This window comes from Luteimonas abyssi (assembly GCF_001482195.1).
In the GTDB taxonomy this organism is placed as follows: domain Bacteria; phylum Pseudomonadota; class Gammaproteobacteria; order Xanthomonadales; family Xanthomonadaceae; genus Luteimonas; species Luteimonas abyssi.
Map to the genome: position 1 here is coordinate 2,996,778 of NZ_KQ759763.1, position 22,060 is coordinate 3,018,837.

The 22,060-nt window shown below is 72.2% G+C and carries 16 protein-coding genes; 4 read left to right on the forward strand and 12 right to left on the reverse strand.

Annotation, left to right across the window (positions count from 1 at the left end; translation table 11 throughout):
* Positions 1-35 precede the first annotated feature (35 nt).
* From RG19_RS12985 to RG19_RS13000, 4 genes are all read right to left on the reverse strand, one after another.
* Positions 36-1,340 (reverse strand): serine hydrolase domain-containing protein, encoded by a 1,305-nt coding sequence (locus tag RG19_RS12985; protein ID WP_157515264.1) that lies wholly within the window; start codon positions 1,338-1,340, stop codon positions 36-38.
* Between the two features lie 297 nt (positions 1,341-1,637).
* Entirely contained in the window at positions 1,638-2,348 is a 711-nt protein-coding gene (locus RG19_RS12990) for a pirin family protein (protein ID WP_058835633.1), read from the reverse strand.
* A 68-nt stretch (positions 2,349-2,416) separates the two neighbouring features.
* The gene (locus tag RG19_RS12995; protein WP_058835634.1) at positions 2,417-3,010 is read right to left on the reverse strand and encodes a YceI family protein; all 594 of its coding nucleotides are present in this window, start codon (positions 3,008-3,010) and stop codon (positions 2,417-2,419) included.
* A gap of 67 nt (positions 3,011-3,077) precedes the next feature.
* Positions 3,078-3,662 carry a malonic semialdehyde reductase gene (locus tag RG19_RS13000; protein ID WP_058835635.1) on the reverse strand — a complete coding sequence of 195 codons (585 nt, stop codon included), beginning with the start codon at positions 3,660-3,662 and terminating at the stop codon, positions 3,078-3,080.
* Between the two features lie 92 nt (positions 3,663-3,754).
* Between RG19_RS13000 and RG19_RS13005 the strand changes: the two genes are divergently transcribed.
* Positions 3,755-4,729, forward strand: a complete 975-nt coding sequence (locus RG19_RS13005; RefSeq protein WP_058835636.1) for a mitochondrial fission ELM1 family protein — start codon at positions 3,755-3,757, stop codon at positions 4,727-4,729.
* A 78-nt stretch (positions 4,730-4,807) separates the two neighbouring features.
* Here the strand turns inward: RG19_RS13005 and RG19_RS13010 are convergent, their stop codons facing one another.
* The 8 genes from RG19_RS13010 to RG19_RS13045 form a co-directional block, all read right to left on the reverse strand.
* On the reverse strand, positions 4,808-6,259 hold the full coding sequence (locus RG19_RS13010) for an amidohydrolase family protein (protein ID WP_058835637.1): 1,452 nt from the start codon (positions 6,257-6,259) through the stop codon (positions 4,808-4,810).
* Between the two features lie 52 nt (positions 6,260-6,311).
* Positions 6,312-9,173, reverse strand: coding sequence for a bifunctional [glutamate--ammonia ligase]-adenylyl-L-tyrosine phosphorylase/[glutamate--ammonia-ligase] adenylyltransferase (gene glnE, locus RG19_RS13015; protein ID WP_157515265.1), 2,862 nt, complete (start codon positions 9,171-9,173; stop codon positions 6,312-6,314).
* Positions 9,174-9,806: 633 nt separating this feature from the next.
* Positions 9,807-11,429, reverse strand: a complete 1,623-nt coding sequence (locus tag RG19_RS13020) for a phytoene desaturase family protein (RefSeq protein WP_058835638.1) — start codon at positions 11,427-11,429, stop codon at positions 9,807-9,809.
* Complete coding sequence (locus RG19_RS13025) at positions 11,426-12,553, reverse strand: UDP-N-acetylglucosamine--N-acetylmuramyl-(pentapeptide) pyrophosphoryl-undecaprenol N-acetylglucosamine transferase (RefSeq protein ID WP_058835639.1); 1,128 nt, start codon at positions 12,551-12,553, stop codon at positions 11,426-11,428. Before RG19_RS13025 ends, RG19_RS13020 begins: the two co-directional genes overlap by 4 nt.
* 102 nt (positions 12,554-12,655) lie before the next feature.
* Positions 12,656-15,259, reverse strand: coding sequence for a hypothetical protein (locus RG19_RS13030; protein ID WP_058835640.1), 2,604 nt, complete (start codon positions 15,257-15,259; stop codon positions 12,656-12,658).
* A 338-nt stretch (positions 15,260-15,597) separates the two neighbouring features.
* Complete coding sequence (gene groL, locus RG19_RS13035) at positions 15,598-17,238, reverse strand: chaperonin GroEL (RefSeq protein WP_058835641.1); 1,641 nt, start codon at positions 17,236-17,238, stop codon at positions 15,598-15,600.
* 161 nt (positions 17,239-17,399) lie between these two features.
* Positions 17,400-17,690: a co-chaperone GroES gene (gene groES, locus RG19_RS13040; protein WP_058835642.1), complete on the reverse strand. Its 291-nt coding sequence runs from the start codon at positions 17,688-17,690 to the stop codon at positions 17,400-17,402.
* Positions 17,691-17,917: 227 nt separating this feature from the next.
* The gene (locus tag RG19_RS13045) at positions 17,918-18,406 is read right to left on the reverse strand and encodes an acyloxyacyl hydrolase (RefSeq protein WP_162267076.1); all 489 of its coding nucleotides are present in this window, start codon (positions 18,404-18,406) and stop codon (positions 17,918-17,920) included.
* A gap of 84 nt (positions 18,407-18,490) precedes the next feature.
* On the opposite strand from RG19_RS13045, the gene cutA reads away from it, so the two are divergent.
* From cutA to RG19_RS13060, 3 genes are read left to right on the forward strand one after another with little or no spacing between them, the layout of a single operon-like run.
* Positions 18,491-18,874, forward strand: a complete 384-nt coding sequence (cutA, locus tag RG19_RS13050; RefSeq protein ID WP_058835644.1) for a divalent-cation tolerance protein CutA — start codon at positions 18,491-18,493, stop codon at positions 18,872-18,874.
* Positions 18,874-21,240, forward strand: a complete 2,367-nt coding sequence (locus RG19_RS13055; protein WP_058835645.1) for a protein-disulfide reductase DsbD family protein — start codon at positions 18,874-18,876, stop codon at positions 21,238-21,240. Before cutA ends, RG19_RS13055 begins: the two co-directional genes overlap by 1 nt.
* A 58-nt stretch (positions 21,241-21,298) precedes the next feature.
* The gene (locus tag RG19_RS13060; RefSeq protein WP_082672668.1) at positions 21,299-21,892 is read left to right on the forward strand and encodes a TlpA family protein disulfide reductase; all 594 of its coding nucleotides are present in this window, start codon (positions 21,299-21,301) and stop codon (positions 21,890-21,892) included.
* Positions 21,893-22,060: the final 168 nt, after the last annotated feature.

Here is a 22,060-nt window from a genome sequence, read left to right on the forward strand (position 1 = left end):
TTTCGCGATATCGCATGCCGTCCGCGTGGACGGCGCTATCGCGCCGGCACGGCAGGGACGGCGTCGTCTCCGCCGAGCGCCTGCGCGAGCGCGATGACGTCGCGGCTGAAGTCGGCGTAGCCGCTGTCGGGCGGATGCGTACCGTCCATCTCGCGGCTGCGGATCTGCCGCACCGCGACCAGCCGTTGTCCGGGCACGACCACGATGAACTGGCCCAGGTAGCCGTTGGCCTCGTAGGCGACCACGGGACCGGAACGCTCGTCGAACACATCGCTGCGGGTCAGGCCACGTGCGTTGATCTCGCGGCCATAGCGCTCGGCGAAATCGTCGCCGAGCGCCTCGCGCAGGGCGCCCGTGACGTCGTCGAACCGCCGGCCGGCCAGCGGCTGCAGCGCCTCGATGAACCCGGCGGAGACGCCTGCCGCGGCCAGGTGCCCGGCGGCATCGGCGCGCAGGCTGAACACCTGCCACGCCGGCCGGCGCCACCACAGCAGCCCGACCGCATCGCTGCGCGCGCCGGGCGCGAACAGGGCCTCGACGAACCCCTCCGGCAGCAGCCGCGTACCGTCGGGCGCGACGCCGTCGTCGAGCAGCAGCTGGCCCAGTTTCGCCGCATCGCGTGCGGTCAGCGGAAGGCCGGCCATGCCATGGGGATTGCCGGCATCGTCGCGGTACCACATTCCCGGCGACATCCCCAACGGCACGAACAGGCGGTCGCGCAGATACGCATCCATCGGCCTGCCCGACGCGCGCGCGATGACGCCGGCCAACAGGTTGGTCGCCTTGTTGTTGTAGCGCATGCGCTCGCCGGGCGCGCTGTCGAGCTCGGCGGCGAGCGCGAGCTGCACGACATCGGGCGCCGGATAGATCTCGGCGCCGGCATTGGGAATGTCCTGCAGGCCCGAGGTGTGGTCGAGCAGCATGCGCACGGTGATCTGCGCCTTGCGGCCCTGCCGCCATTCGGGGAACCAGGTGGACACCGGTGCGTCCAGCGCGTCGAGATGACCATCGGCCAGCAACAGGCCGATCCCCAGTGCGACCACCGATTTCGTCGCCGACATCAGCTCGATCGTGCCGGGCGGCCCGTCGCCGTCGTCCTCCAGCAGGACCGTGCCGTCGTGCATCACCAGCAGGGCGTCGCTGTGCTGCTCGGCGCCCTTGCGGGCGATGGTCTGCAGCGCCTCGCGCGCGGACGCGGGCATCGACGCCGCGCCGGCCGCCGCAGGCCCGGGCGCGGTTCGCGGTGGCGTGGTCTGGGCGGCAGCGCCCCCCAGGGCGAGCGCCGCCAGGAGGGCGACGACGAAGGACGGGATCGGGCTCGGCATCAAACGCGCTTCCATGAGGGACAGGATCCTGGATGCACGAGCGTGCGATCGCGTCGCAGCCGTCCGTTCCTCGCCCGGCGTGGGCTCGGCATCCCGATGCACGATCCTGTCCAGGCGCGGGCGAAGACGCCTGTGCCGGAGGGGCCCGTGACACCCGGCCGCGGCGAAGGACCACCCGACGGACGACCGCGCCGGACGCGAACCGGGCCGCGGCGCACCGGTACCCGAACGGACCCCGATCGCTGCACGCTTCGTGGCGGCGGTCGCGTGTCTCGCGTGTCTGCGGCGCGACCGGCGGCGTCGCGTCGACGGTCAGGCCGAAGGCACTTCCACCAGCAACAGATCCGCAGGCGTTCCCACGGCGCGGAGTTCGCCTTCGACCGGGGGCGATGCCCATTCCAGCGCATCGCCCGCGGCCAAGGTGCGCTCCCCGCAGCGGACCGTGCCGTGCAACACCTGCAGCCAGGCCCGTGCGCCGGCCGCCGCCGCGAGGTCGAGCGGCGCCTCCGGCAGGATGCGCGCGACGCGCACGCGCGCGCCGCCGCGCAACGGGAGGGCACCGGCGCCGTCGTCCGGACCCGCCAGGGTCTGCCAGCGGCCCTGCCGGTCGGCATCGTCGAACCAGGCCTCGACCCGGCGCGGCACGGCGTTGACCGTCTCCGGCTGCAGCCACAGCCGCACCAGCTCGACGGGGTGCTCGGCCGAGGGATTGCGCTCGGCCTGCTCGCTGCCGTGACCGGCATCGAGCAGTTGCACGCAACCGCCATGCAGCTCGCCGGAGACGCCGGCGCCATCGGACCAGGCCAGCACGCCGCAACGGACCCAGGTGAGGATCTGCATGTTGGCGCGCCGTTGCGGCGGCAACGTCACGCCCGGCGCGACGGACACGTCCGCCAGCACGCGCAGCGCGCCGAACCCCATCCGGTCGCGATCGACGTAGTCGCCCGACGAGAAGCTGTGCACGCTGTCGACGCCGTCGTGCTGCAGACGGCCACGGGTGGCGGCGGGACGGAATACGGGCATGGGACGGTTCTCCGCAAACGACGACGCCCCCGTGACCGGGGGCGTCGTCATGGTACCGCGCCGGCCGATTACTCGGCCTTGGCGCTGGCCTCGGTGGTGATGCGCAGCTGCACCTCGTCGCTGACGTTGGGCGCGTACAGGCCCAGGCCGAAATCGGTGCGCTTGATGGTGGCCGTGGCATCGAAGCCGATCGTGGGCGCCTGCGTCATCGGATGCGGGCCGACCTTGTTGAGGGTCACGTCGAGCACCACCGGATGGGTGTTGTCCTTGATGGTGAGGTCGCCGGTGACCTTCAGGCGACCCTCGCCCGCGGCTTCGACCGAGGTCGACTTGAACGTCGCCTGCGGGTAGTTGGCGACATCGAAGAAGTCGTCGTTCTTCAGGTGTTCGTCGAACGCCTGCACGTGCGAGTTCAGGCCCGACATCGGCAGGACCACCTCGACGCTGGACGCGGCGACGTTGTCGGCGTCGTAGACGATGCGGCCGTCGACCTCGCCGAAGTGGGCGATCGGGTTGGAGAAGCCGAAGTGGCTCCACTGCGCGATCACGTCGGTGTGGGTCGGATCGAGTTCGTAGGTGACCGGCGCGGCGAACGCGGCGCCGGCGGCGACGGCCAGCACGCTGGCGAGCACGGAACGCTTGATGAGCTGAAGGGGACGCATGGCGGAACTCCTTGTGGATGCGGTGGAACGTGGGCGGGGACGGCCGCCGGGCACGGCCGGCCGGGGGTCAGACGATGCGACAGGCCTCGTCGAAGGCCAGTCGCGGCGAGCGGTCGAAGATGCTGGCCGGGTCGCCCTTGCCGAGATTGACGATCACGTTGGTGCGGATGCTGGTGCCGGCGAAGAACGCGGCATCGACCTGGTCGGCGTCGAAGCCGGTCATCGGGCCGGTGTCCAGGCCCAGCGCGCGCGCGGCCAGGATCAGATACGCCACCTGCAGCGAGCCGTTGCGGAAGGCGTGATCGCGCCGGCCGTCCTGCGATCCCTCGAACCAGCTCTTGGCGTCGGTGTGCGGGAACAGGTAGGGCAGCTTCTCGTGGAAGTCGAGATCGTGACCGACGATGACCGCCACCGGCGCGGACAGGGTCTTCTCGCGGTTGCCCTCGGCCAGCGCGGGCGCGAGCTTCTGCTTGGCCGCGTCCGAACGCACGAACACGAACCGCGCCGGACTCTGGTTGGCGCTGGTCGGCCCCCACTTCAGCAGGTCGTACAGCTGGTGCAGGGTGGCATCGTCGATCTCGCCGGAAAAGCGGTTGTAGGTCCGCGCGGTGCGGAACAACTGGTCCAGGGCGGCGGCGTCGAGCACTGTCATCGAATCGGTGTCCTTGCGGCTTGGCGTGTGCCGCAGTGTAGAGTCCCGCCGACACGGCCGCACAATCGGCGCCGGAACGTAGGGTCATATCGTTGGAACGAAGTGCCGCCCCCGCCGACGTCGTCTGGGTCCTCAGCGACGGCCATGCCGGCAACGTGCGCCAGGCCACGGCCCTGGCCGCGGCGCTCGGCGGCGCCACGCGCGAATGGACGCTCGCCGCCCGCGCGCCCTGGCGCTGGCTGGCGCCGCGGGCGCTGCCCGGCGCCGGCGCCGCGTTCGGCGACGCCTTCGAACAGGCGCTGGCGACCGCGCCGCCACGCTTGGCGATCGGCTGCGGGCGGCAGGCCGCGCTGGCGACGCGCCTGGCGCGCGCGGCCGGGGCGCAGGCGGTGCAGATCCTCGATCCACGTCTGCACAGCCGCCACTGGGATCTGGTGGTCGCGCCCGAACATGACCACCTCTCCGGCCGCAACGTGATCCCGCTCCTGGGCAGCCTGCACCCGGTCGACGACGGCTGGCTGCAGCGCGGCCGCGACGCGTTTCCGGCGCTCGGCACCCTGCCCGGCCCGCGCACCGCGCTGCTGCTCGGCGGACCCAGCCGGCACCTGGCGTTCGACGCGGCCGCCTTCGCCCGCCTGATGGCCTGGCTGCGGCCGACCATCGAACGCGAAGCCGGCAGCCTGCTGGCGACGGTGTCGCGGCGCACACCGCCCGCCGTGGTCGATGCGCTGCGGGCGCAGACCGCACACCTGCCCGGCCTGCGCTGGACCGGACCGCAGGACGGCCCGAATCCCTACGCCGGCCTGCTCGGCTGGGCCGACCGCATTGTCTGCAGCGCCGACTCGGTCAACATGCTGTCCGAGGCCTGCGCGACCTGCGCGCCGGTGTTCGTCCACGAGCCCGAGCGCCTGTCCGGCCGTCCGCGTCGCTTCGTCGACGCGCTGCGCGCACGCGGCCGGGTCCAGCCGCTCGACGCCTCGCTGGCGCCGTTCGCGTTCGAGCCGCTGCGCGAGACCGCGCGCGTCGCCGAGGCGGTGCGGATGCGCCTGGCCGGCCGGACCGAATAACCCCCGCGGCAGCCGACACCGTCCGCCGCCTCGCCGGCAGCGCGCCCGGCGGATGCCGGGCGCTGCGGTTCCCGCCGATCAGCCCTCGGCGGCGCGCCGCGCTGCGATGGCGTCCAGGCGTTCCTGGATCTCGTCTTCCGGCAACCAGCGTCCGGCGACCATGACGCCGGCGCGTTCGCGCACGTTGTCGAGGTCGGCCAGCGGATCGGCGGTGAGCAGGATCAGATCCGCGCGCGCGCCGGGCACCACGGCACCGAATTCGCCGGGCGTATCGAAGTACCGCGCCGGGGCGACGGTGCCGGTCTCCAGCACCTGCCAGGGGGTGAGGCCGGCGGCGGCCATCATCCGCATCTCGTGGTGGATGGAGAAGCCGGGCACGTTGAAGAACTGCGGCGCATCCGAGCCCAGCGCGATCGGCGCACCGGCGGCATGCAGCGCCACCAGCAACTGCTGGCGCAGTTCGACCAGACGTGCGGTGGCCTCGGGCTGGAAATCCTCGCGCGCGGCGTACTCGTGTTTGGAGCGCACCCAGCCGTCGCGCACCTCGACCGGCATGTAGCGCATTTCCGGCCAGGCGATCATCGCCTCCGCCGACTCGGGCGAGGCGAGATGCTCGACCAGGCTCAGCGTGGGCACGTTCCAGGTGCCGGCGTCGAGCGTGCGCTGCACGGCCTCGGGAATGCGCGCGGCGTCGGCCAGACCGACCACGCCGCTGCCGAAGAAGCCCGGCTCGGGCGCACCGGCGCGCGCCTCCGGCGGCACCAGGAACTCGGTGTAGCGGTCGAAGTGGTCGATCGAGGTCTGCCGCGCCCGCAACGCCTCTTCCAACGGCACGCTGCCGGGGATGTGCCCGCCGAACGGCAGGTCCGCCGCATGCGCGGCCTCGGCGAGCGCCGCGTAGACGTCGGGCTCCAGGCTGCCGAGCTTGATCAGGTCGAACCCGTCGGCCTGCGCCTGCGCCACGGTGCGCCGCGCGGCGTCCGCATCGGGCACCCGCTGCGGAGACACCCACGGCGTGGCCACGGCCAGACGCGGGCCCAGCACGTCGCCGGCGGCGATGCGGTCGCGCAGGTCGGGATGGGTCGCGTCGCCGGCCATGTTGCGCACCGTGGTCACGCCGTTGGAGACGTACAGGAACAGCACGTCGTCCAGGTATTGCGCGTCGTCGGGACCGGGGATGTGGCCGTGCATCTCGGCCAGGCCCGGCATCAGCCAGTGCCCGTCGGCCTCGATGCGCTGCGCGTCGTCGGGCACTTCGACCGAACCGTCCGGCCCGACCGCGACGATCCGGCCGTCGCGGACCAGCACGGTGTGCGCATCGAGCACACCTTCGCGATCCATCGGCACGACGCGCGCGCCGACGAAGGCGATCGCATCGGAGGCCGCTTCGACCCGCGGCGTCTGCGCGACGGGTGGGTCCTGCTGGGCGCAGGCCGTGCCCAGGCCGGCGCAGGCGAGTGCGAGCGTGGCGAGCCCGCGCGCGGAGAAGACGCGCGGCATCGACGTGCGCCGCTCGGCGGATGTGGTCATGAAGTCCCTCCCTTCACGGTAGCCAGAACGAACAGATGTACACGGCGCGCCGTCAACGCGGCGGGAGCGCCGCCTTCGACGGCGACGGCCCGGCCACCGACGGTGCGTCCGGCGTATCGACATCGGCAGCGGCAGCGGGGCGATCGAGCCGTGCCGTCCGGCAGGCCGTGCGGATCGCGTCGCGCGCGTGGCGCAGGGCGTCGCTGTCGGCCACCAGGCGCGGCCGGCGGTCGAGCGTCTGCGCGAGCCCCAGTGCCAGCAGCGTGGCGTGCGCATCGCGCAGCCGGGCGGCGGTGTCGGCATCCAGCACGCCGTCCGCCGCCAATGCGTCCAGCAATGCCGGCGTGGCGCGAGGCGACAGCAGGGCGCGATGGGCGTCGGATGCGCGCAGCACCAGGTATTGCAGCAGGAACTCCAGATCGACGAGACCGCCCTCGCCCTGCTTGAGGTCGAAGGCGTCCGCGCGGCTGCGGTCGAGTTCGCTGCGCATGCGCTGGCGCATCGAGGCGACGTCGTCGCGCAACGCGTCGGCATCGCGCGGCCGCGCGAGCGCCTGCTCGCGGACCTGCTCGAAGGCCTGCAACAGGTCGGCATCGCCGGCGACGCCGCGCGCGCGCACCAGCGCCTGGTGCTCCCAGGTCCAGGCGCGGTCGCGCTGGTACTCGGCATAGCTGTGCAGCGACGAGACCAGCAGGCCGCTGGCGCCGTCGGGCCGCAACCGGATGTCCACTTCGTACAGCCGCCCCGCGCCGCTCACGGTGCCCAGCAACGCGACGATCTTCTGCGCCAGGCGCGCGTGCCAGCGGGTGGCGTCGAGCGGACGCGCACCGTTGGACTGCGCGTCCACCGGCGCGTCGTACAGGAACACCAGATCGAGATCGGACCCGACGCCCAGTTCCTCGCCGCCGAGGCTGCCGTATCCCAGCACCGCGAAGCGCGCCCCCGGGATCGCGCCGTGCGCGGCCTGCAACCCGCGCCGGGCCAGCGCCAGCACGGCGTCGACGACGCCGTCGGCCAGCCACGCGAGCTGGCGCGTGCTGTCCTGCGGCGACTGGCGGCCGTCGAGCGTGGCCAGGGCGATGCGGAAACTCAGCGTCTGCCGCACCTCGTTGAGCGCGAACAATGCGGCCTCGGTGTCCTCGCGCAGCAACGGCGCGCGACAGGCGGCGAGCAGTTGCCTGCGTCCGGGCAGCGGGCCCTCGACGCGCACGTCCAGCAACTCGTCGAGCAGGACCGGATGCGCGGCGACGCGTTCGGCCAGGAACGCGCTGCGGGTGACCAGGTCGACCAGACGCGAGAGCGCGGCGGGGCGCTCGTCGAGCAACGCCAGATAGCTGGCCCGGCGCAGGATGTTCTGCACCACCGCGATCAGCCGGCGGACCGCCTGCAGCGGACGATCCGCGGGCGCGCTGGCCTGCAGCAGCACCGGCATCACCCGGTCCAGGCGCGCCCGGCTGACGCCGGAGAGGTCGCGCACGGCCGGGGCGCGGGCGAAGTCGCGCAAGGCGCCGTCCACCGCCTGCGCATCGCCGAACCCGGCCTGGGCCAGCGAGGCCGCATCGCCGGCATCGGGCAGCGCGCACCAGTAGCCGGCGAGATCGCAATCGTCGGCCTGCTGCACGGTGTCCCGGCGCAGCAGCGCCTCGAACACCGACGCCACCGCATCGCGATGCGCGGCCAGGGTCTCGACGAGCTCGGGCCAGGTCAGGCCGAGTCCGGAGGCGATGCGCGCACGATCGGACGCGTTCACCGGCAGGGCGTGCACCTGCGCGTCGCGCAGCATCTGCAGGCGGTTCTCCAGCCGACGCAGCCATCGGTAGGCGCCGAGCAGGCGCGCCGCCACGTCTTCAGGCACATGGCGTGCGATCACCAGCGCCTGCAGCGCGGGTTGCAGGCGCCGGCCGCGCACCATCGGCTCGCGGCCGCCATGGATGAGCTGCAGGGCCTGGACGAAGAACTCGATTTCGCGGATCCCGCCCGGACCGCGCTTGATGTCGTCGGCCATGTCCTTGCGCGCCACCTCGGCGCTGATGGCCGCCTTCATCGCGCGCAGGCCGTCGAGCGCGCCGTAGTCCAGATAGCGGCGGTAGACGAACGGGCGCAGGGTGGCGAGGAAGGCGTCGCCGGCTTCCAGGTCGCCGGCCACCGGCCGCGCCTTCTGCCAGGCGTAACGCTCCCAGTCGCGGCCCTCGCGCTGGAAGTACTGCTCCATCGCGTCGAAGCTCAGCGCCAGTCGCCCGGCGCTGCCGAACGGGCGCAGCCGCAGGTCGACGCGGTGACAGAAGCCGTCGACGGTGATCTCGTCGAGCAGTTTCGCCAGCGCCTGGCCCAGCCGTACGCACCAGCTTTCGGCATCGAGCGGACGCGGGCCGTCGCTGTCTGCGGACGCGGCGTAGCCGTAGACGATGTCGACATCGGAACTGAAGTTGAGCTCCCGGCCGCCCAGCTTGCCCAGCGCGAACACCACCAGGCGCACGGGCCGCCCGTCCGTGTCGCGCAACACCCCGTGCCGGGCCACGATCTGCGTTTCCAGGGCGTCGTGCGCGAGTTGCAGGCAGCGTTCGGCCAGGTGGGTGGTCGCGGCCAGGGTGGCGTCGACATCGTCGAACCCGAGGACGTCGCGCCAGACCAGGCGGGTGGATTCGGCCGTGCGCCAGCGACGCAGGTCGCGCGCCCAGGTGTCGCGATCGCCCGTCGACAGGTCGGGCTCGGGGCGCGCCGACGCGCCGTCGTCGGCGATCAGCGCGGCGAGCAGATCGGGCTGCCGCTGCAGGGTCTCGATGGCGAAGTCGCTGGCGACGGCCACGCGCGCCAGTTTCGCTCGGGTGGGGTCGTCGAACGGCTCCGGCGGATGAAGGCGCTCGAGCTGGCGGGCGACGTGCGCGTCGGGCGCCTGGGAGTCGACATCGGTCATGGCCGGATTGTGGCATCCGGCCATCGGGGTCGCTCGGGGATGCGCTGCTGATCCCGGTCCGTCATCGCGGCTCCGCGAGGAACACGAGGCCTGATGGCCGGCAACAACGCTGCGGGGAGGGCTTCGCCCCGTACCTCAGCGAGCTGACGGGCCCCGACGGAACCGGCGGCCTCCTCGCGCGAATGTCCCCCGAACGCCGCCGTGCGGCAGCGCCCTCCTCCTTGATTTCGCCGAGCAGGCCGCCGGTCCCGACGGGGCTTCGGCTTGCGGAACGTGCGAACGGCACCAGCGGGCGCCCGACAACCGGCGGCCAGCAAAAAGTAAAAAAAAAGCCCGCGACCGGAAACCGGTTGCGGGCTTTGCTCCCTCCCCCACGTCGGGTGCGGAGCCATCGTGAATTAACCGTTATGGACATTGCACGCTGCACTGCAAAACAGAACTTGCGGGTACAAAATCGAGAGGAAACAGTCACCTGCGTATGGTTGGCGTCCCGCCGCGGTTGTAATCGTTTCAGCTGCAACTTTCCCGGGATGTCGCGGCGACGGCCCGGGCAGGACAGCGCATGACCCGAGGGCTGTCCGGACCGACCGAATGCGCGAAATCCGGGGCGTCCGCGCCATTGCCGCCCACCTGTCAGCGTGGCCGGGGCCGCCGCCGCAGGTCGCGCAGCAGCTCGCGCGCCGCGTTGCGCCCCGGCAGGCCGGTCACGCCACCGCCGGGATGGGTGCCGGCGCCGCACAGGTACAGGCCGGGGATCGCCCCCCGGTAATCCGCCTGCCCCAGCAACGGGCGTGCCGAGAACAGCTGATCCAGACCGAGCGCGCCATGGAAGATGTCGCCACCGACCAGGCCGAAGGTGCGCTCCAGGTCCAGCGGCGACAGCGCGCCGTAACCCAGCACGCTGCGGCGGAAGTTGGGCGCCGCCCGGTCCACGGTGTCGATCATCAACGCGGCCACGGTGTCGCGGTGCGCATCCCAGCCGCCGTCGACCTCGGGATGGACGTGCTGGCAGAACAGGCTGGCCACGTGTTGTCCGGCCGGCGCGAGGCTGTCGTCGAGCGTGGACGAGATCACCAGCTCCACCACCGGCTCGCGCGCCCAGCCGGGGTTGTGCGCCTTCGAGCGCGCGTCGAAGTAGGCGCGCTCGAAGTAGCCCAGCGACGGCCCGATCAGGATGCCGCTCTGGTGGTGCGGCTGCAACGCGGTCCCCGGCGCGCAGGCGAAATCGGGCAATTCCGACAGCGCCACGTTCATCCGGAACGTGCCCGAGCCGCAGCGATAGGCGTCGATGCGCTGGGCGGTGTCGGCATCGAGTGCGCTGCGCGGGACCAGGCGCTGGTACAGCAGTTTCGGATTGACGTTGGCGACCACCGCGCGGCGGGCGTGCAGCACGCGGCCGTCGGCGAGGGTCACGCCCCGTGCGCGGCCGTCGGCGACCTGCACCTCGGCGACCTCGGCGTCGACGTCGATGCGCACGCCGCGCGCTTCGCATTCGCGCGCCATCGCCTGGGTGATCGCGCCCATGCCGCCGATCGCGTGGCCCCAGGCACCGGGCGTGCCGTTGACCTCGCCGAACACGTGATGCAGCAGCACGTAGGCCGAGCCCGGCGTGTACGGGCTGGCGAAGTTGCCGACGATCGAGTCCCAGCCCAGTGCCGCCTTCAGCGGCTCGCCCTCGAACCAGCTGTCGAGCAGGTCGCCGGCGGACTTGGTGAACAGCGCGAGCAGGTCGCGCCGGGTCGCGAGGTCGAGTCCGCGCAACTGCCGCGCGATCTCCCACGACGCCAGCCAGTCGGCCACCGACAGGCCCTCGCCCAGGTTGGGCGGGGTACGGCGCATCAACTGGCGCAGCACCACGACCACGCGATCGAGCATGGCCGTGTAGGCCTGCAGGCGCTCGACATCGCGCGGAGCGAAGCGTGCGACCTCGGCGGCGGTGTGCGCGCCGCCGAGCCGGAACGCGTCGCCGTCGGGCAGCGGCAGGAAGTTGGCGAACGGGCGCTCCACCACGCGCAGGCCGTGATGGGCCAGCCGCAGGTCGGCGATCACCCCCGGATCCAGCAGGCTGACGGTGTAGCTGCAGGTGGAATTGCGGAATCCCGGGTGGAACGCTTCGGTGACGGCGGCGCCGCCGACGATCCCCCGCCGCTCCAGCACGCGCACGTCGAGCCCGGTCGCGGCCAGATACGCCGCGCAGACCAGGCCGTTGTGGCCGCCGCCGACGATCAGCACATCGTGGACGGCGTCCGCCTTCATGCGCGCGGACGCCCGTGTTCGATCAACTGCAACACCGCGTCGGCCAGCCGCGCGGCGGCGTCGGGCCGGCCGGCCGCGGCGGCACGGGCCGCGGCGGCCGGCAGCGCATCCGGCGAGGCGAACAGCGCGTGCAGCCGCGCGGCGAGCGTACCGGCGTCGAGCTCGGCCTCCGGCATGCACCAGCCCGCGCCCAGCGCTTCCAGCGTGCGCGCATTGCGCAGTTGCTCGTCGGCGGAGCCGCCCTGCGGGATCGGCACGAACAGCGCAGGGCGGCCGATCGCCAGCAGATCGGCGATGGTGGTGGCGCCGGCCCGGGTGATCACCAGATGCGCGGTCTGCAGACGTGCGCCCATGTCCTCGAAGAACGGCTGCACATCGGCGCGGATGCCGTCGGCGGCGAGCGTGGCGGCGATGGCGCCGGCGTCGTCGCCGCGCACCTGCAGCGACACCCGCAGGCGCGCACGCAACGCGGCCGGCAGTTCACGCAGCGCCGCCGGCACGACCCGACCGAACACCGCCGCGCTCTGGCTGCCGCCGACCACCAGCAGGTGCAGGGGTGCGGCGTCGCCGGCATCGGCGCCGCCTGCGGCGAAGTCCGGATACGGCGCACGCGCATCGAGAATGGCGCGGCGCACCGGATTGCCGGTCTCGACCACGCGGTCGGCGGACAGGCCCGCCACACCGCCGGTGTCGGCGAACGACGTGGCCACGCCCGCGGCGAAGCGCAGCAACTGGCGGTTGGCCAGCGACAGCCGCGCGCCCTGTTCGTGCAGCAACAACGGCAGGCCGCAGGCGCGCGCACCCAGGGCCGGAGCGAAACTCGGATAGCCGCCGAAGCCCACCATCGCCCGCGCGCCACGCTGGCGTAGATCGCCCCGCGCACGCCAGGCCGAGCGCAGGATGGTGCCCGCCGCGGCCAGCTTGCCCCCCACGCCACCGGCCAGGCTGCGCGCCGGGAGCACGACGTACGGCAAGCCTTCGAGCGCATGCGCGTAACGCGCGCCGCGGTCGTCGGTGTAGATGACGGCGGCATGGCCGCGTGCGACCAGCTCGCGCGCGAGCGCTTCGGCCGGGAACAGGTGTCCGCCGGTCCCACCGGCGGCCAGGGCGATGACGTGATTCAAGGGCGGCTGTCGCGTGTTGCGGGGGATCGGCGACTATAAGCGTGATCGTCCTGCGACTGCCCACCGTACGGCGCCACGCAGGGGCCGTTACACGTCTATCCGTCAGCGCGGCGACAGCAGCGGCGGGCGCGATTCGTACCAGTCGCGGGCGCCGATCAGGTGCAGGTCGCGCTCGTTGTCGCGCAGTTCCGCGCCGACGCCCAGCACGCCCCAGCGCGCGTAGAGATCCCCGCGCGGCTGCCCGCCGGCGACCTTCAGCCGCGCGTGCAGGTCCACGCGATCGTTGCTGGCCTGCAGCCCGTCGACGATGAAGGTCTCGCCCTCCACACGGGTCCGCGCCGTCGCGTCCACTTCGCCCGAGTCGACGATGCGACCGATCCAGCGCGGGAATGCCGTGCGCTCGGCGAACAGCGACAGCAGCAGGCTGGCGTCCTTCATCCGCAGGCGGACATCGCTGTCGACCACGAACGGCTCCCGCCAGGTCAGGCGCGCGCCGCCCAGATCCATGTGCGCCCACCACGGCGCGTCGTTGGCGCCGGCCAGGCGCACGTCGCGCAGCTGCAGTTGCAGCGGCTCGACCAGGTAGTCGCGCTGGCCGCCGCGCACCCGCCGGATCGCCCCGTTGACCGACAGATCGCCCTGCAGTTCGGACACGCCGACGCGGATCCCCGCACCCTGGCCGGACAGTTGCAGGTCGCCTTCGACCACCTCGCCCTGCGGATCGATGCGCAGGTCGCCACCGAGCGTGCCCGACCCGCCGAGCAGGCGCAGGCTGTCTCCCGGCAGATAGCGGTTGTAGACGCGCAGATCGGGAATGCGCGCATCGGAGAACAGCAGATGCGCCTGCAGGGTGTCGCGGAACTCGGCGAGCGCTCCTTCGGCCTCCAGGTCGAGGCGCAGGTCGCGGCCCTGCACGTACGACGCATCCGGATCGTCCTGGGCGGCGACCTCGAACCGCTCGGCGACGATGCGCGCGTGCGTGCGACGCACGTCGCCGTCCTGGTCGACCCGGGCCTCGACGTGCGCCTCGCCCGAGAACACGCTGTCGAACACATCGGCGAACAGCCTGGCCTCGCGGATCGCCGCCGTGCTGCCGGGCGCGAGCTCGCCGGCCTCGACGGTCAGGTCCGCAGTCACGTCGGCCTCGCCCTCCAGGCGCAACCAGCCCTGTGCCGGCAGCAACGGATTGATCCAGCGCAGGCTGCCGAATCGCCAGGCGAAGGCGACCCGCCCGGTCAGCGTGTCCAGCCAGCGCCGCGCTTCGTCGCCGTCCAGGTGGCGATGCGCGGTGCGCAGGTCGGCATCGAGAAAGGCGGGATGTCCGCTCGTCTGCGGCAAGCGCGCACGCGCGTGGACACCGTTCTCCTCGACGTCGACATCCAGACGCAGCGGCAGGCGATCGGGGGCGGCGGCGTCGCCGACCGTCTCGATCCGGGTCTGCAGGCGCACGTGCCCGTCGGGCTGCAGCTCGCCGCGGACCACGGCGAGATCGACATCGAGCCGACCCGGCGTCGCGCCCGGCTGCCAGTCGATGCGGCCGTCGGCGTGCTCGACCAGTTGCAGGCCCGGCACCTCGCCACCCACCTGCAGGCGGGCGTCGGTGATGCCGACCTTGTGCCGGCCCCGCACCTCCCGCGGCAGATGCGGCGGCAAGGCGAGAGTGAACTGGATCCGGCCGTTCTCGAACACGTCCAGATCGCCGTGGCGGACATGCGCCAGCGGCATGTCCAGCCGCGACGGGAAGATCTCGAGCGTGCCGCCGGCGAACGTCTTGGAGAACCCGAACTCGGCGCTGCCGCCCCCCTCGAAGCGCCAGTCGTCGAACTGCAGCAGCGCGAGCGTGCCGGTGTGGATGCGGTCCATCCGCAGGCTCCACGGACTGCGCGTGCGGGGACGGTCCTGTCCGTCGTCGCCCCTGGACCGCGACGCCTCGTCGGACCCTTCGGCCTCGCGTCGGTCGTGCCGATCGTCGGTGTCGGCATCCGCGTTCCCGCCCGCGGCGGCGGCCGCGTCGTCGTCGCCCGCGGTCGCGGGGGCGGCGCGCCCGGGCTGCGCGTCCTGCGCGCGACCGTCGTCGTCACCCGCCGCCTGCCGCTCGGCGACCAGCGCGATCAGATCCTGCCCGGGTTGCGGACGGCCCGCACCGGCCGATGCGGCGGTGCCGGGAGAGCGGTCGGTGCCGTCGCCGCCGTCTTCATCGCGCGCGCGTTCGGCATCGCGATCCGCACCGGGACCGGCCTGCCCGTCGTCGGCCCCGGCGCCCGGCCGCCCGGCTTCGAGGGCATCGGCCTCGTCGTCGTCCAACCGACGCGAGCGGTCGGTGATCAGCGAGACGTTCTCGCCCCAGGTGCTGGCGATGCGCACCTCCTTGCGCAGCAGTGGCAGCACCTGGATCCGTCCCGCCGCCCGGCTGGCCGACGCCTCCCAGGCGGTCGCCCGGGTGCGACCGCCCATGCGCACCTCGCGCACGTGGATGAAACCGGGCCACACGCTCACCGCCCAGCGCCATTCGGCATTGAAGCGCTCCGGGCGCTGGTTGATCACGCGTTCGCCGATGGCGGTGTTGAGAAAGACGTTGGCGGCGATCAGGTACAGCAGCCAGACCGCCAGCGCGACCGCGCCGGCGATGCGCAGCCTGCGCCGGTGGCGATGCATCCACGCACGCGCGTCGGCAGCCGGCGCGCGCGGATCCGGACGCCCGGGCATCAGCCCACGGCCCCGCGCAGCCCGTCCCACAGGACGACACCGCGACGTGCGCCACGGGTGGATGCGAGCGATGCGGTCATGGCGGAGAGCGGCCCGGACGAAGAATGCCTGCGTACGCTAGCCGCCGCCGCGGACACCGGCGTGAAGGCACGCGCCCGCCGGCTCGGCACCGGGAGAGATCGCGTGGACGTCGCGGCGCGGCCCGTCGGGGGGCACCGAAAGAATCGAAGCCACACCGATGCACGTCGCCGTCGGCCCTGCAGCCGGACGCGCGGGCAAAAAAGAACCCCGCCTCGCGGCGGGGTTCTTCGTGGAGCGGAACAGCGGATGGAGCGGGATCAGAAGCCCATGCCGCCCATGCCGCCCATGTCGCCGCCCGGCGGCATCGCCGGCTCTTCCTTCTTCGGCAGCTCGGCGACCATCGCTTCGGTCGTGATCATCAGGCCGGCGATCGAGGCCGCGTTCTGCAGCGCCGAACGGGTGACCTTGGTCGGGTCCAGGATGCCGAACGCGATCATGTCGCCGTACTCGCCGGTCGCGGCGTTGTAGCCGTAGTTGCCCGAACCGTCCTTGACGGCGTTGAGCACCACGCTCGGCTCCTCGCCGCAGTTGGTGACGATCTCGCGCAGCGGGGCTTCCATCGCGCGCAGGGCGATCTGGATGCCGTGGTTCTGGTCTTCGTTGGCGCCCTTCAGGCCGTTGATCGTCTGCAGCGCGCGCACCAGGGCCACGCCGCCGCCCGGGACCACGCCTTCTTCCACCGCAGCGCGCGTGGCGTGCAGGGCGTCTTCGACGCGGGCCTTCTTCTCCTTCATCTCGATCTCGGTCGACGCACCGACCTTGATCACCGCCACGCCGCCGGCCAGCTTGGCCACGCGCTCCTGCAGCTTCTCGCGGTCGTAGTCGGAGGAGGTCTCCTCGATCTGCGCCTTGATCTGCTTGATGCGCGACTCGATGCCCGCGGTGTCGCCGGCGCCGTCGATGATGGTGGTGTTCTCCTTGGAGACCTGCACCTTCTTCGCGCGGCCGAGATCGTTGATGGTGGCCTTCTCCAGCGACAGGCCCACTTCCTCGGAGATCACGGTGCCGCCGGTCAGCACGGCCATGTCTTCCAGCATCGCCTTGCGACGGTCGCCGAAGCCCGGGGCCTTGACGGCCACGACCTTGACGATGCCACGGATGGTGTTGACGACCAGGGTCGCCAGGGCCTCGCCCTCGACTTCCTCGGCGACGATCAGCAGCGGCTTGCCGGCCTTGGCCACGCCCTCGAGGACGGGCAGCAGGTCGCGCACGTTGGAGATCTTCTTGTCGTGCAGCAGGATGAAGGGATCATCCAGGTCGGCGGTCTGCGACTGCTGGTTGTTGATGAAGTACGGCGACAGGTAGCCGCGGTCGAACTGCATGCCCTCGACGACGTCGAGCTCGTTGTCCAGGCCCGAGCCTTCCTCGACGGTGATCACGCCTTCCTTGCCGACCTTCTTCATCGCGTCGGCGATGATCGTGCCGATCGACTCGTCGCTGTTGGCCGAGATCGTGCCGACCTGGGCGATCGCCTTGTCGTCGGCGGTGGGCTTGGAGAGCTTCTTCAGCTCTTCGACGGCGGCCTTGACGGCCTGGTCGATGCCGCGCTTGAGGTCCATCGGGTTCATGCCGGCGGCGACCGCCTTCGAACCTTCGCGGATGAACGCCTGGGCCAGCACGGTCGCGGTGGTGGTGCCGTCACCGGCGTTGTCGGAGGTCTTGGACGCGACTTCCTTCACCATCTGCGCGCCCATGTTCTCGAACTTGTCGGCCAGCTCGATCTCCTTGGCGACGGACACGCCGTCCTTGGTGATCGTCGGCGCGCCGAAGCTCTTCTCGAGCACGACGTTGCGGCCCTTCGGGCCGAGGGTGGCCTTGACGGCATTGGCGAGCGTGTTGACGCCGCGGACCATCTTGGTGCGCGCGTCTTCGCCGAAACGGATTTCTTTGGCAGCCATGGAAAAACTCCGGAAATGGGTTGGAAGCAGAGATTCGGGAATTCAGGGATTCGGGAATGCGGAACGACAGCGGCGTCGGGCGGAGGCGGGACGGGGAGCGCGGAGCGCCCTCACCTGGTCCGGTCTCCGGCGGCCGGCGCCGGCCGCGGCATCGGGCTGGATCAGCCGATCACCGCGAAGATGTCGTCTTCCTTCACCACCAGGTAGTCGGTACCGTCGAACTTGACCTCGGTCCCGCTGTACTTGCCGAACAGCACCTGGTCGCCGACCTTGACCTTCGGCGCGCGCACGCTGCCGTTGTCGAGCGCCTTGCCCTCGCCCACGGCCACGATCTCGCCCTTGATCGGCTTCTCGGTGGCGGAGTCCGGGATCACGATGCCACCGGCGGAGACCTTCTCTTCCTCGGTGCGCTTGATGACCACGCGGTCGTACAGCGGCTTGATATTGCTCATGAGAACCCTCTTAAGTAATTGATTGGGTTGAAAATGTGGGGCGATCTTAGCACTCGCCTATCGAGAGTGCCAAGGCGCGGGCGGCAAAAACCCCGTCACCGGGGATGTCGATCAGATGGGCGCGCCCACGGCGCTTTCAAGGGCTGCAACGGTGCCCCGGCGCGAAAAAGTTCTTCGACCGGTGCAGCGGTGCGCGGCGTCGACGCGACGCCGCGCCGCCGGGTCGATCAGAAGCGCCAGGCGGCGACGAGCATGGTCTCGCCGTCGTTGGGCTGGTGGATGCTGGCGTTGGAGATGTGGCGCGCGAGCAACGAGAACCGGTCCCAGCGCCAGCCGGCGGTGCTGATGAACTGCGGATCGCCCGACAGCGCGTCGGTATGGCCGCTCTGCGCGCCGACGCCGAAGCCGAGGGTCAGGCCGTTGTCGGTGCGCTCGTAGCGCATGCCCACGTGGCCCACGGTGACGTCGTCGGCAAGGTCGTAGCGGGTGTCGTCGCGACCACGTACGTGGAGCACGCCAATCTCCCAGCGCAGCGTGGCGTTGGTGATCGGGCGGAAGGTGGGCATCCAGGCGGCGGCGATCACCGCGGTGCTCTCGTTGTCGCGGGTCCACGAGGGGCCGGCACTGAGTTCGAACTGCGACTGCGCGACGGCAGGCAGGCTGAAACCGGCGGCGAACAGGGCGGCCGCCATGGCCAGGGAACGGGAGGGGGACATGGTCTCGGGCATTTAATGAACTGTGGGGTGCAGATTGTAGGGCTAGACCGCCCCCAACGGGCGTGGGCGGCGCTTCAGCCCCGGATGAACGCGCTGAGCTACCCTAGGCGGCCCCGTCGTCCGCCACCGGGTCCGCCGTTGTCCACGCTCCTGTGCCTGTGCACCAGCCCTGACCGCGCAAGCGCCGAACGCATCGCCGATGCGCTGGTCGACGAGCGCCTCGCCGCCTGCGTCAGCCTGCTGCCCGGCGCGACGTCGGTCTATCGCTGGGAGGGCCGCGTCGAACGGGCCGAGGAACAGCAGTTGCTGATCAAGACCACCCACGCGCGCCTGCCCGCGCTGCGGCTGCGGGTGGTCGAACTGCATCCCTACGAGGTGCCGGAGTTGATCGCGATCGACATCGTCGACGGGCTGCCGGCGTATCTCGACTGGGTCGTGCGCGAGACCGCGCCGGGACCGGCGCCCTGATGCGCGCGCGGGGATGGCGGCGGCGACTGGCGGTCGCGGCGGTCGCATTGGCCGCAGGCGTCCTTGCGCAGATCGGTGCCACGCACGCCGCGATCGGCCCCGAGGATCTGCTGCCGGTCGACGACGCGTTCGCGCTGGAGGTCCGTGCGACCGCGCGCGATCGCATCGCGCTGGACTGGACGATCGCCGACGGCTACTACCTCTATCGTCACCGGACCGGCGCCGAAGCGCCCGGCTTTCCCGCCGACGGCCTGCGCCTGCCCGACGGCAAGCGCCATGTCGACGAGTTCTTCGGCGAGGTCGAGACCTACCGCGGCCGGCTGCAGGCCGAGCTGCCTGGCACCGCGCCGGCCGGCGACCGGGTCACCTTGCGCGTGCGCTTCCAGGGCTGTGCCGATCTGGGGATCTGCTACCCGCCGCAGACGCGCGAGATCGAGGTCGTCCTGCCTTCGGCCCGCGACGGCCTGGCCGCGCTCGGCCGCAGGCTCACCGGCGGTGCGGCGACGGGGGGCGGCCTGGTCGACGGGCTGGGCGACCGGAACCGTCCGCTGCCGCCCGAGCGCGCCTTCGGGTTCGAGGCGATCGCGGACGGTGGCGACCGCCTGTTGCTGCGTTTCAGCCCGGCACCGGGGTACTACCTGTATCGCGACAACACCCGCCTGCAGATCGCCGGCGATGCGTTCGCCGCCGGCACGCCGGACTGGCCTGCCGGCCAGGATCACGACGACGAGTACTTCGGCCGCTCGGTGGTGTTCTTCGAGCCCATCGACGTGCCCGTCCCGCTGCTGCGCACGCACGGCGAGGCCGCCACGCTGACCCTGAGCGCCAGCTTCCAGGGCTGCCAGACCGACGGCATCTGCTACCCGCCGATGACGCGCACCGTCGAGATCGCGGTGCCCGCCGGCACGCCGCCGAGCGTGCAGGACGCAGCCGCTGCACGGGTCGCGGCCGAGACCGCGCCGGCCCCGCTCCCCGAGCCCAATGCGGAGTCGCCCCCTCCGCTCTCGGCAGACGGCGGGGAAATGGGGCCGGCGTCGCTTTCCCCTTCGGTTGCGGCAGGCGGTGGCATTTCGTCGGGGGGAGATGACGCTGACCCCATATCAGATGCCTCCGCCGACAACGCCGGCCGCAGCCTGCCGCCGGGCGCCCGCGAAGGATCCCTGATCGGCGCCCTGCTGCTGGCCCTGATCGGCGGCCTGCTGTTGAACCTGATGCCGTGCGTGCTGCCGATCCTGTCGCTGAAGGTGGTCGGCCTGGCCGCCAGTGGCGGCGATCGCACCAGCGCGCGCCGGCATGCGCTCTGGTACACCACGGGCGTGCTGGTGGCGTTCGCCGCCATCGGCCTGCTCGCCGTGGGCCTGCGTGCCACCGGCCAGGCGCTGGGCTGGGGGTTCCAACTGCAGCAGCCGTGGTTCGTCGCCGCACTGGCCTATCTGGTGTTCGCGGTGGGCCTGGCGCTGTCGGGCGTGTACACGCTGGGCGGCGCGATCGGCGGCGGGCTGGCCCGGTCGCTCGGCACCCGCACCGGGCCGGCCGGCGATTTCTTCACCGGCGTGCTGGCCTGCGTGGTGGCGAGTCCGTGCATCGCCCCCTTCATGGGCGGCGCGCTGGCGTTCGCGTTCGCCAGCTCCGCGCCCGCCGCGCTCGGTGTGTTCCTGGCCCTGGGCCTCGGGCTGGCGCTGCCGTTCCTGCTGATCGGGTTCGTGCCTGCGCTGGCGGATCGCCTGCCGCGGCCCGGCCCCTGGATGGACACGCTCAAGCAGGTCATGGCGTTCCCGATGTATCTCACCGCGGTCTGGCTGGTCTGGGTGCTCGGGCGCCAGCGCGGCGTGGACGCGATGGCGCTGGTCACCGCCGGCCTCGCGGTGCTGGCCCTGGCACTGTGGTGGTTCGAGCGCGGCCGCTGGCGCGGCGGTCGCCTGGGACCGGCGCTGGCGGCGGTGCTGGCGCTCGCCGCACTGTGGCCGGTGATCGGCGTGGAGCGTCTTCCGCCCCCGGCCGCAGGCGCTGCGCCGGCCGCGGGCACCGTGGCGTATTCGGCGGACACGCTGGCGCAGTTGCGCGCGGACGGCAGCCCGGTCTTCGTCAACATGACCGCCGACTGGTGCGTGACCTGCAAGGCCAACGAACGGCGAGTGCTGGCCGGCGCACGCTTTCGCGAAGCGCTCGATGCGGCCGGCGCGACCTACATGGTCGGCGACTGGACCCACACCGATCCCGAGATCACCGCCTTCCTGGAGGCGCATCGCGCCGTCGGCGTGCCGTTGTACGTGGTCTTCCCGCCCGGCGACGGGCCGGGCGAGGTGCTGCCGACGCTGCTCACCGATGCCGTGGTGACCGACGCGCTAGGCAGGGCCGCGCCATGAGCGCGCACGCGACCGCGCAGATGCGACACCCGCGGACGACACCGCCGGGGACCGCTCGATGAGGATCGGGGTGATCCTCGGCGTGGCGGTGGCCGCCGGCCTGCTGGGCGTGGGCGCCAGCCTGCTGACCCAGGGACCGGGCCCCCTGCTGCGCACCGAGGCCGGGCAACGGCTGGCCCAGAGCGCGATGCAGGCCAATGCGCCCGCCGTGCCCGAAGGCGTGGCGATGGCGCGCCGGGGCGAGCTCGTCCCGGCCTTCTCGGTGCCGGGCCTGGACGGCGGCGAGGTCGCGCTGCCCGACGACTTCGCCGGCCAGCCGGTCCTGGTCAACCTGTGGGCCAGCTGGTGCGCGCCGTGCATCGAGGAGATGCCCGAGCTCGACCGCTTCGCCCGCGCCCAGGGCACCGACGGCACCCGCGTGCTCGGCATCGCCCTGGACGACGCCGAGGCGGTGCGCGACTTCCTGCAGAAGATCCCGGTCGACTACGCCCAGGCCATCGACGTCCCCGGCAACGCCGATGCCGGCGTGCGCCTGGGCAACCCGCGCGGTGTCCTGCCGTACTCGGTGCTGATCTCCGCCGACGGCCGCCTGCTCAAGACCCGCATCGGCCCCTTCGACCACGGCGAGATCGACGGCTGGGCGCGGCACTGAGCGTTCCACGTCGGCGCCCGCGCGGCGCCGGCCACCCGCTCCGCCACGAAGTCGCCGCACGCGACGGTCCGCTCGGCCTCCTCGCCCGTCCATGCAACCCCGACCCGGCTGCCGACCCGTCGCCGTCCCGCGGGCAAGGCACCCCCGCCCCACTCGGCGACCATACGC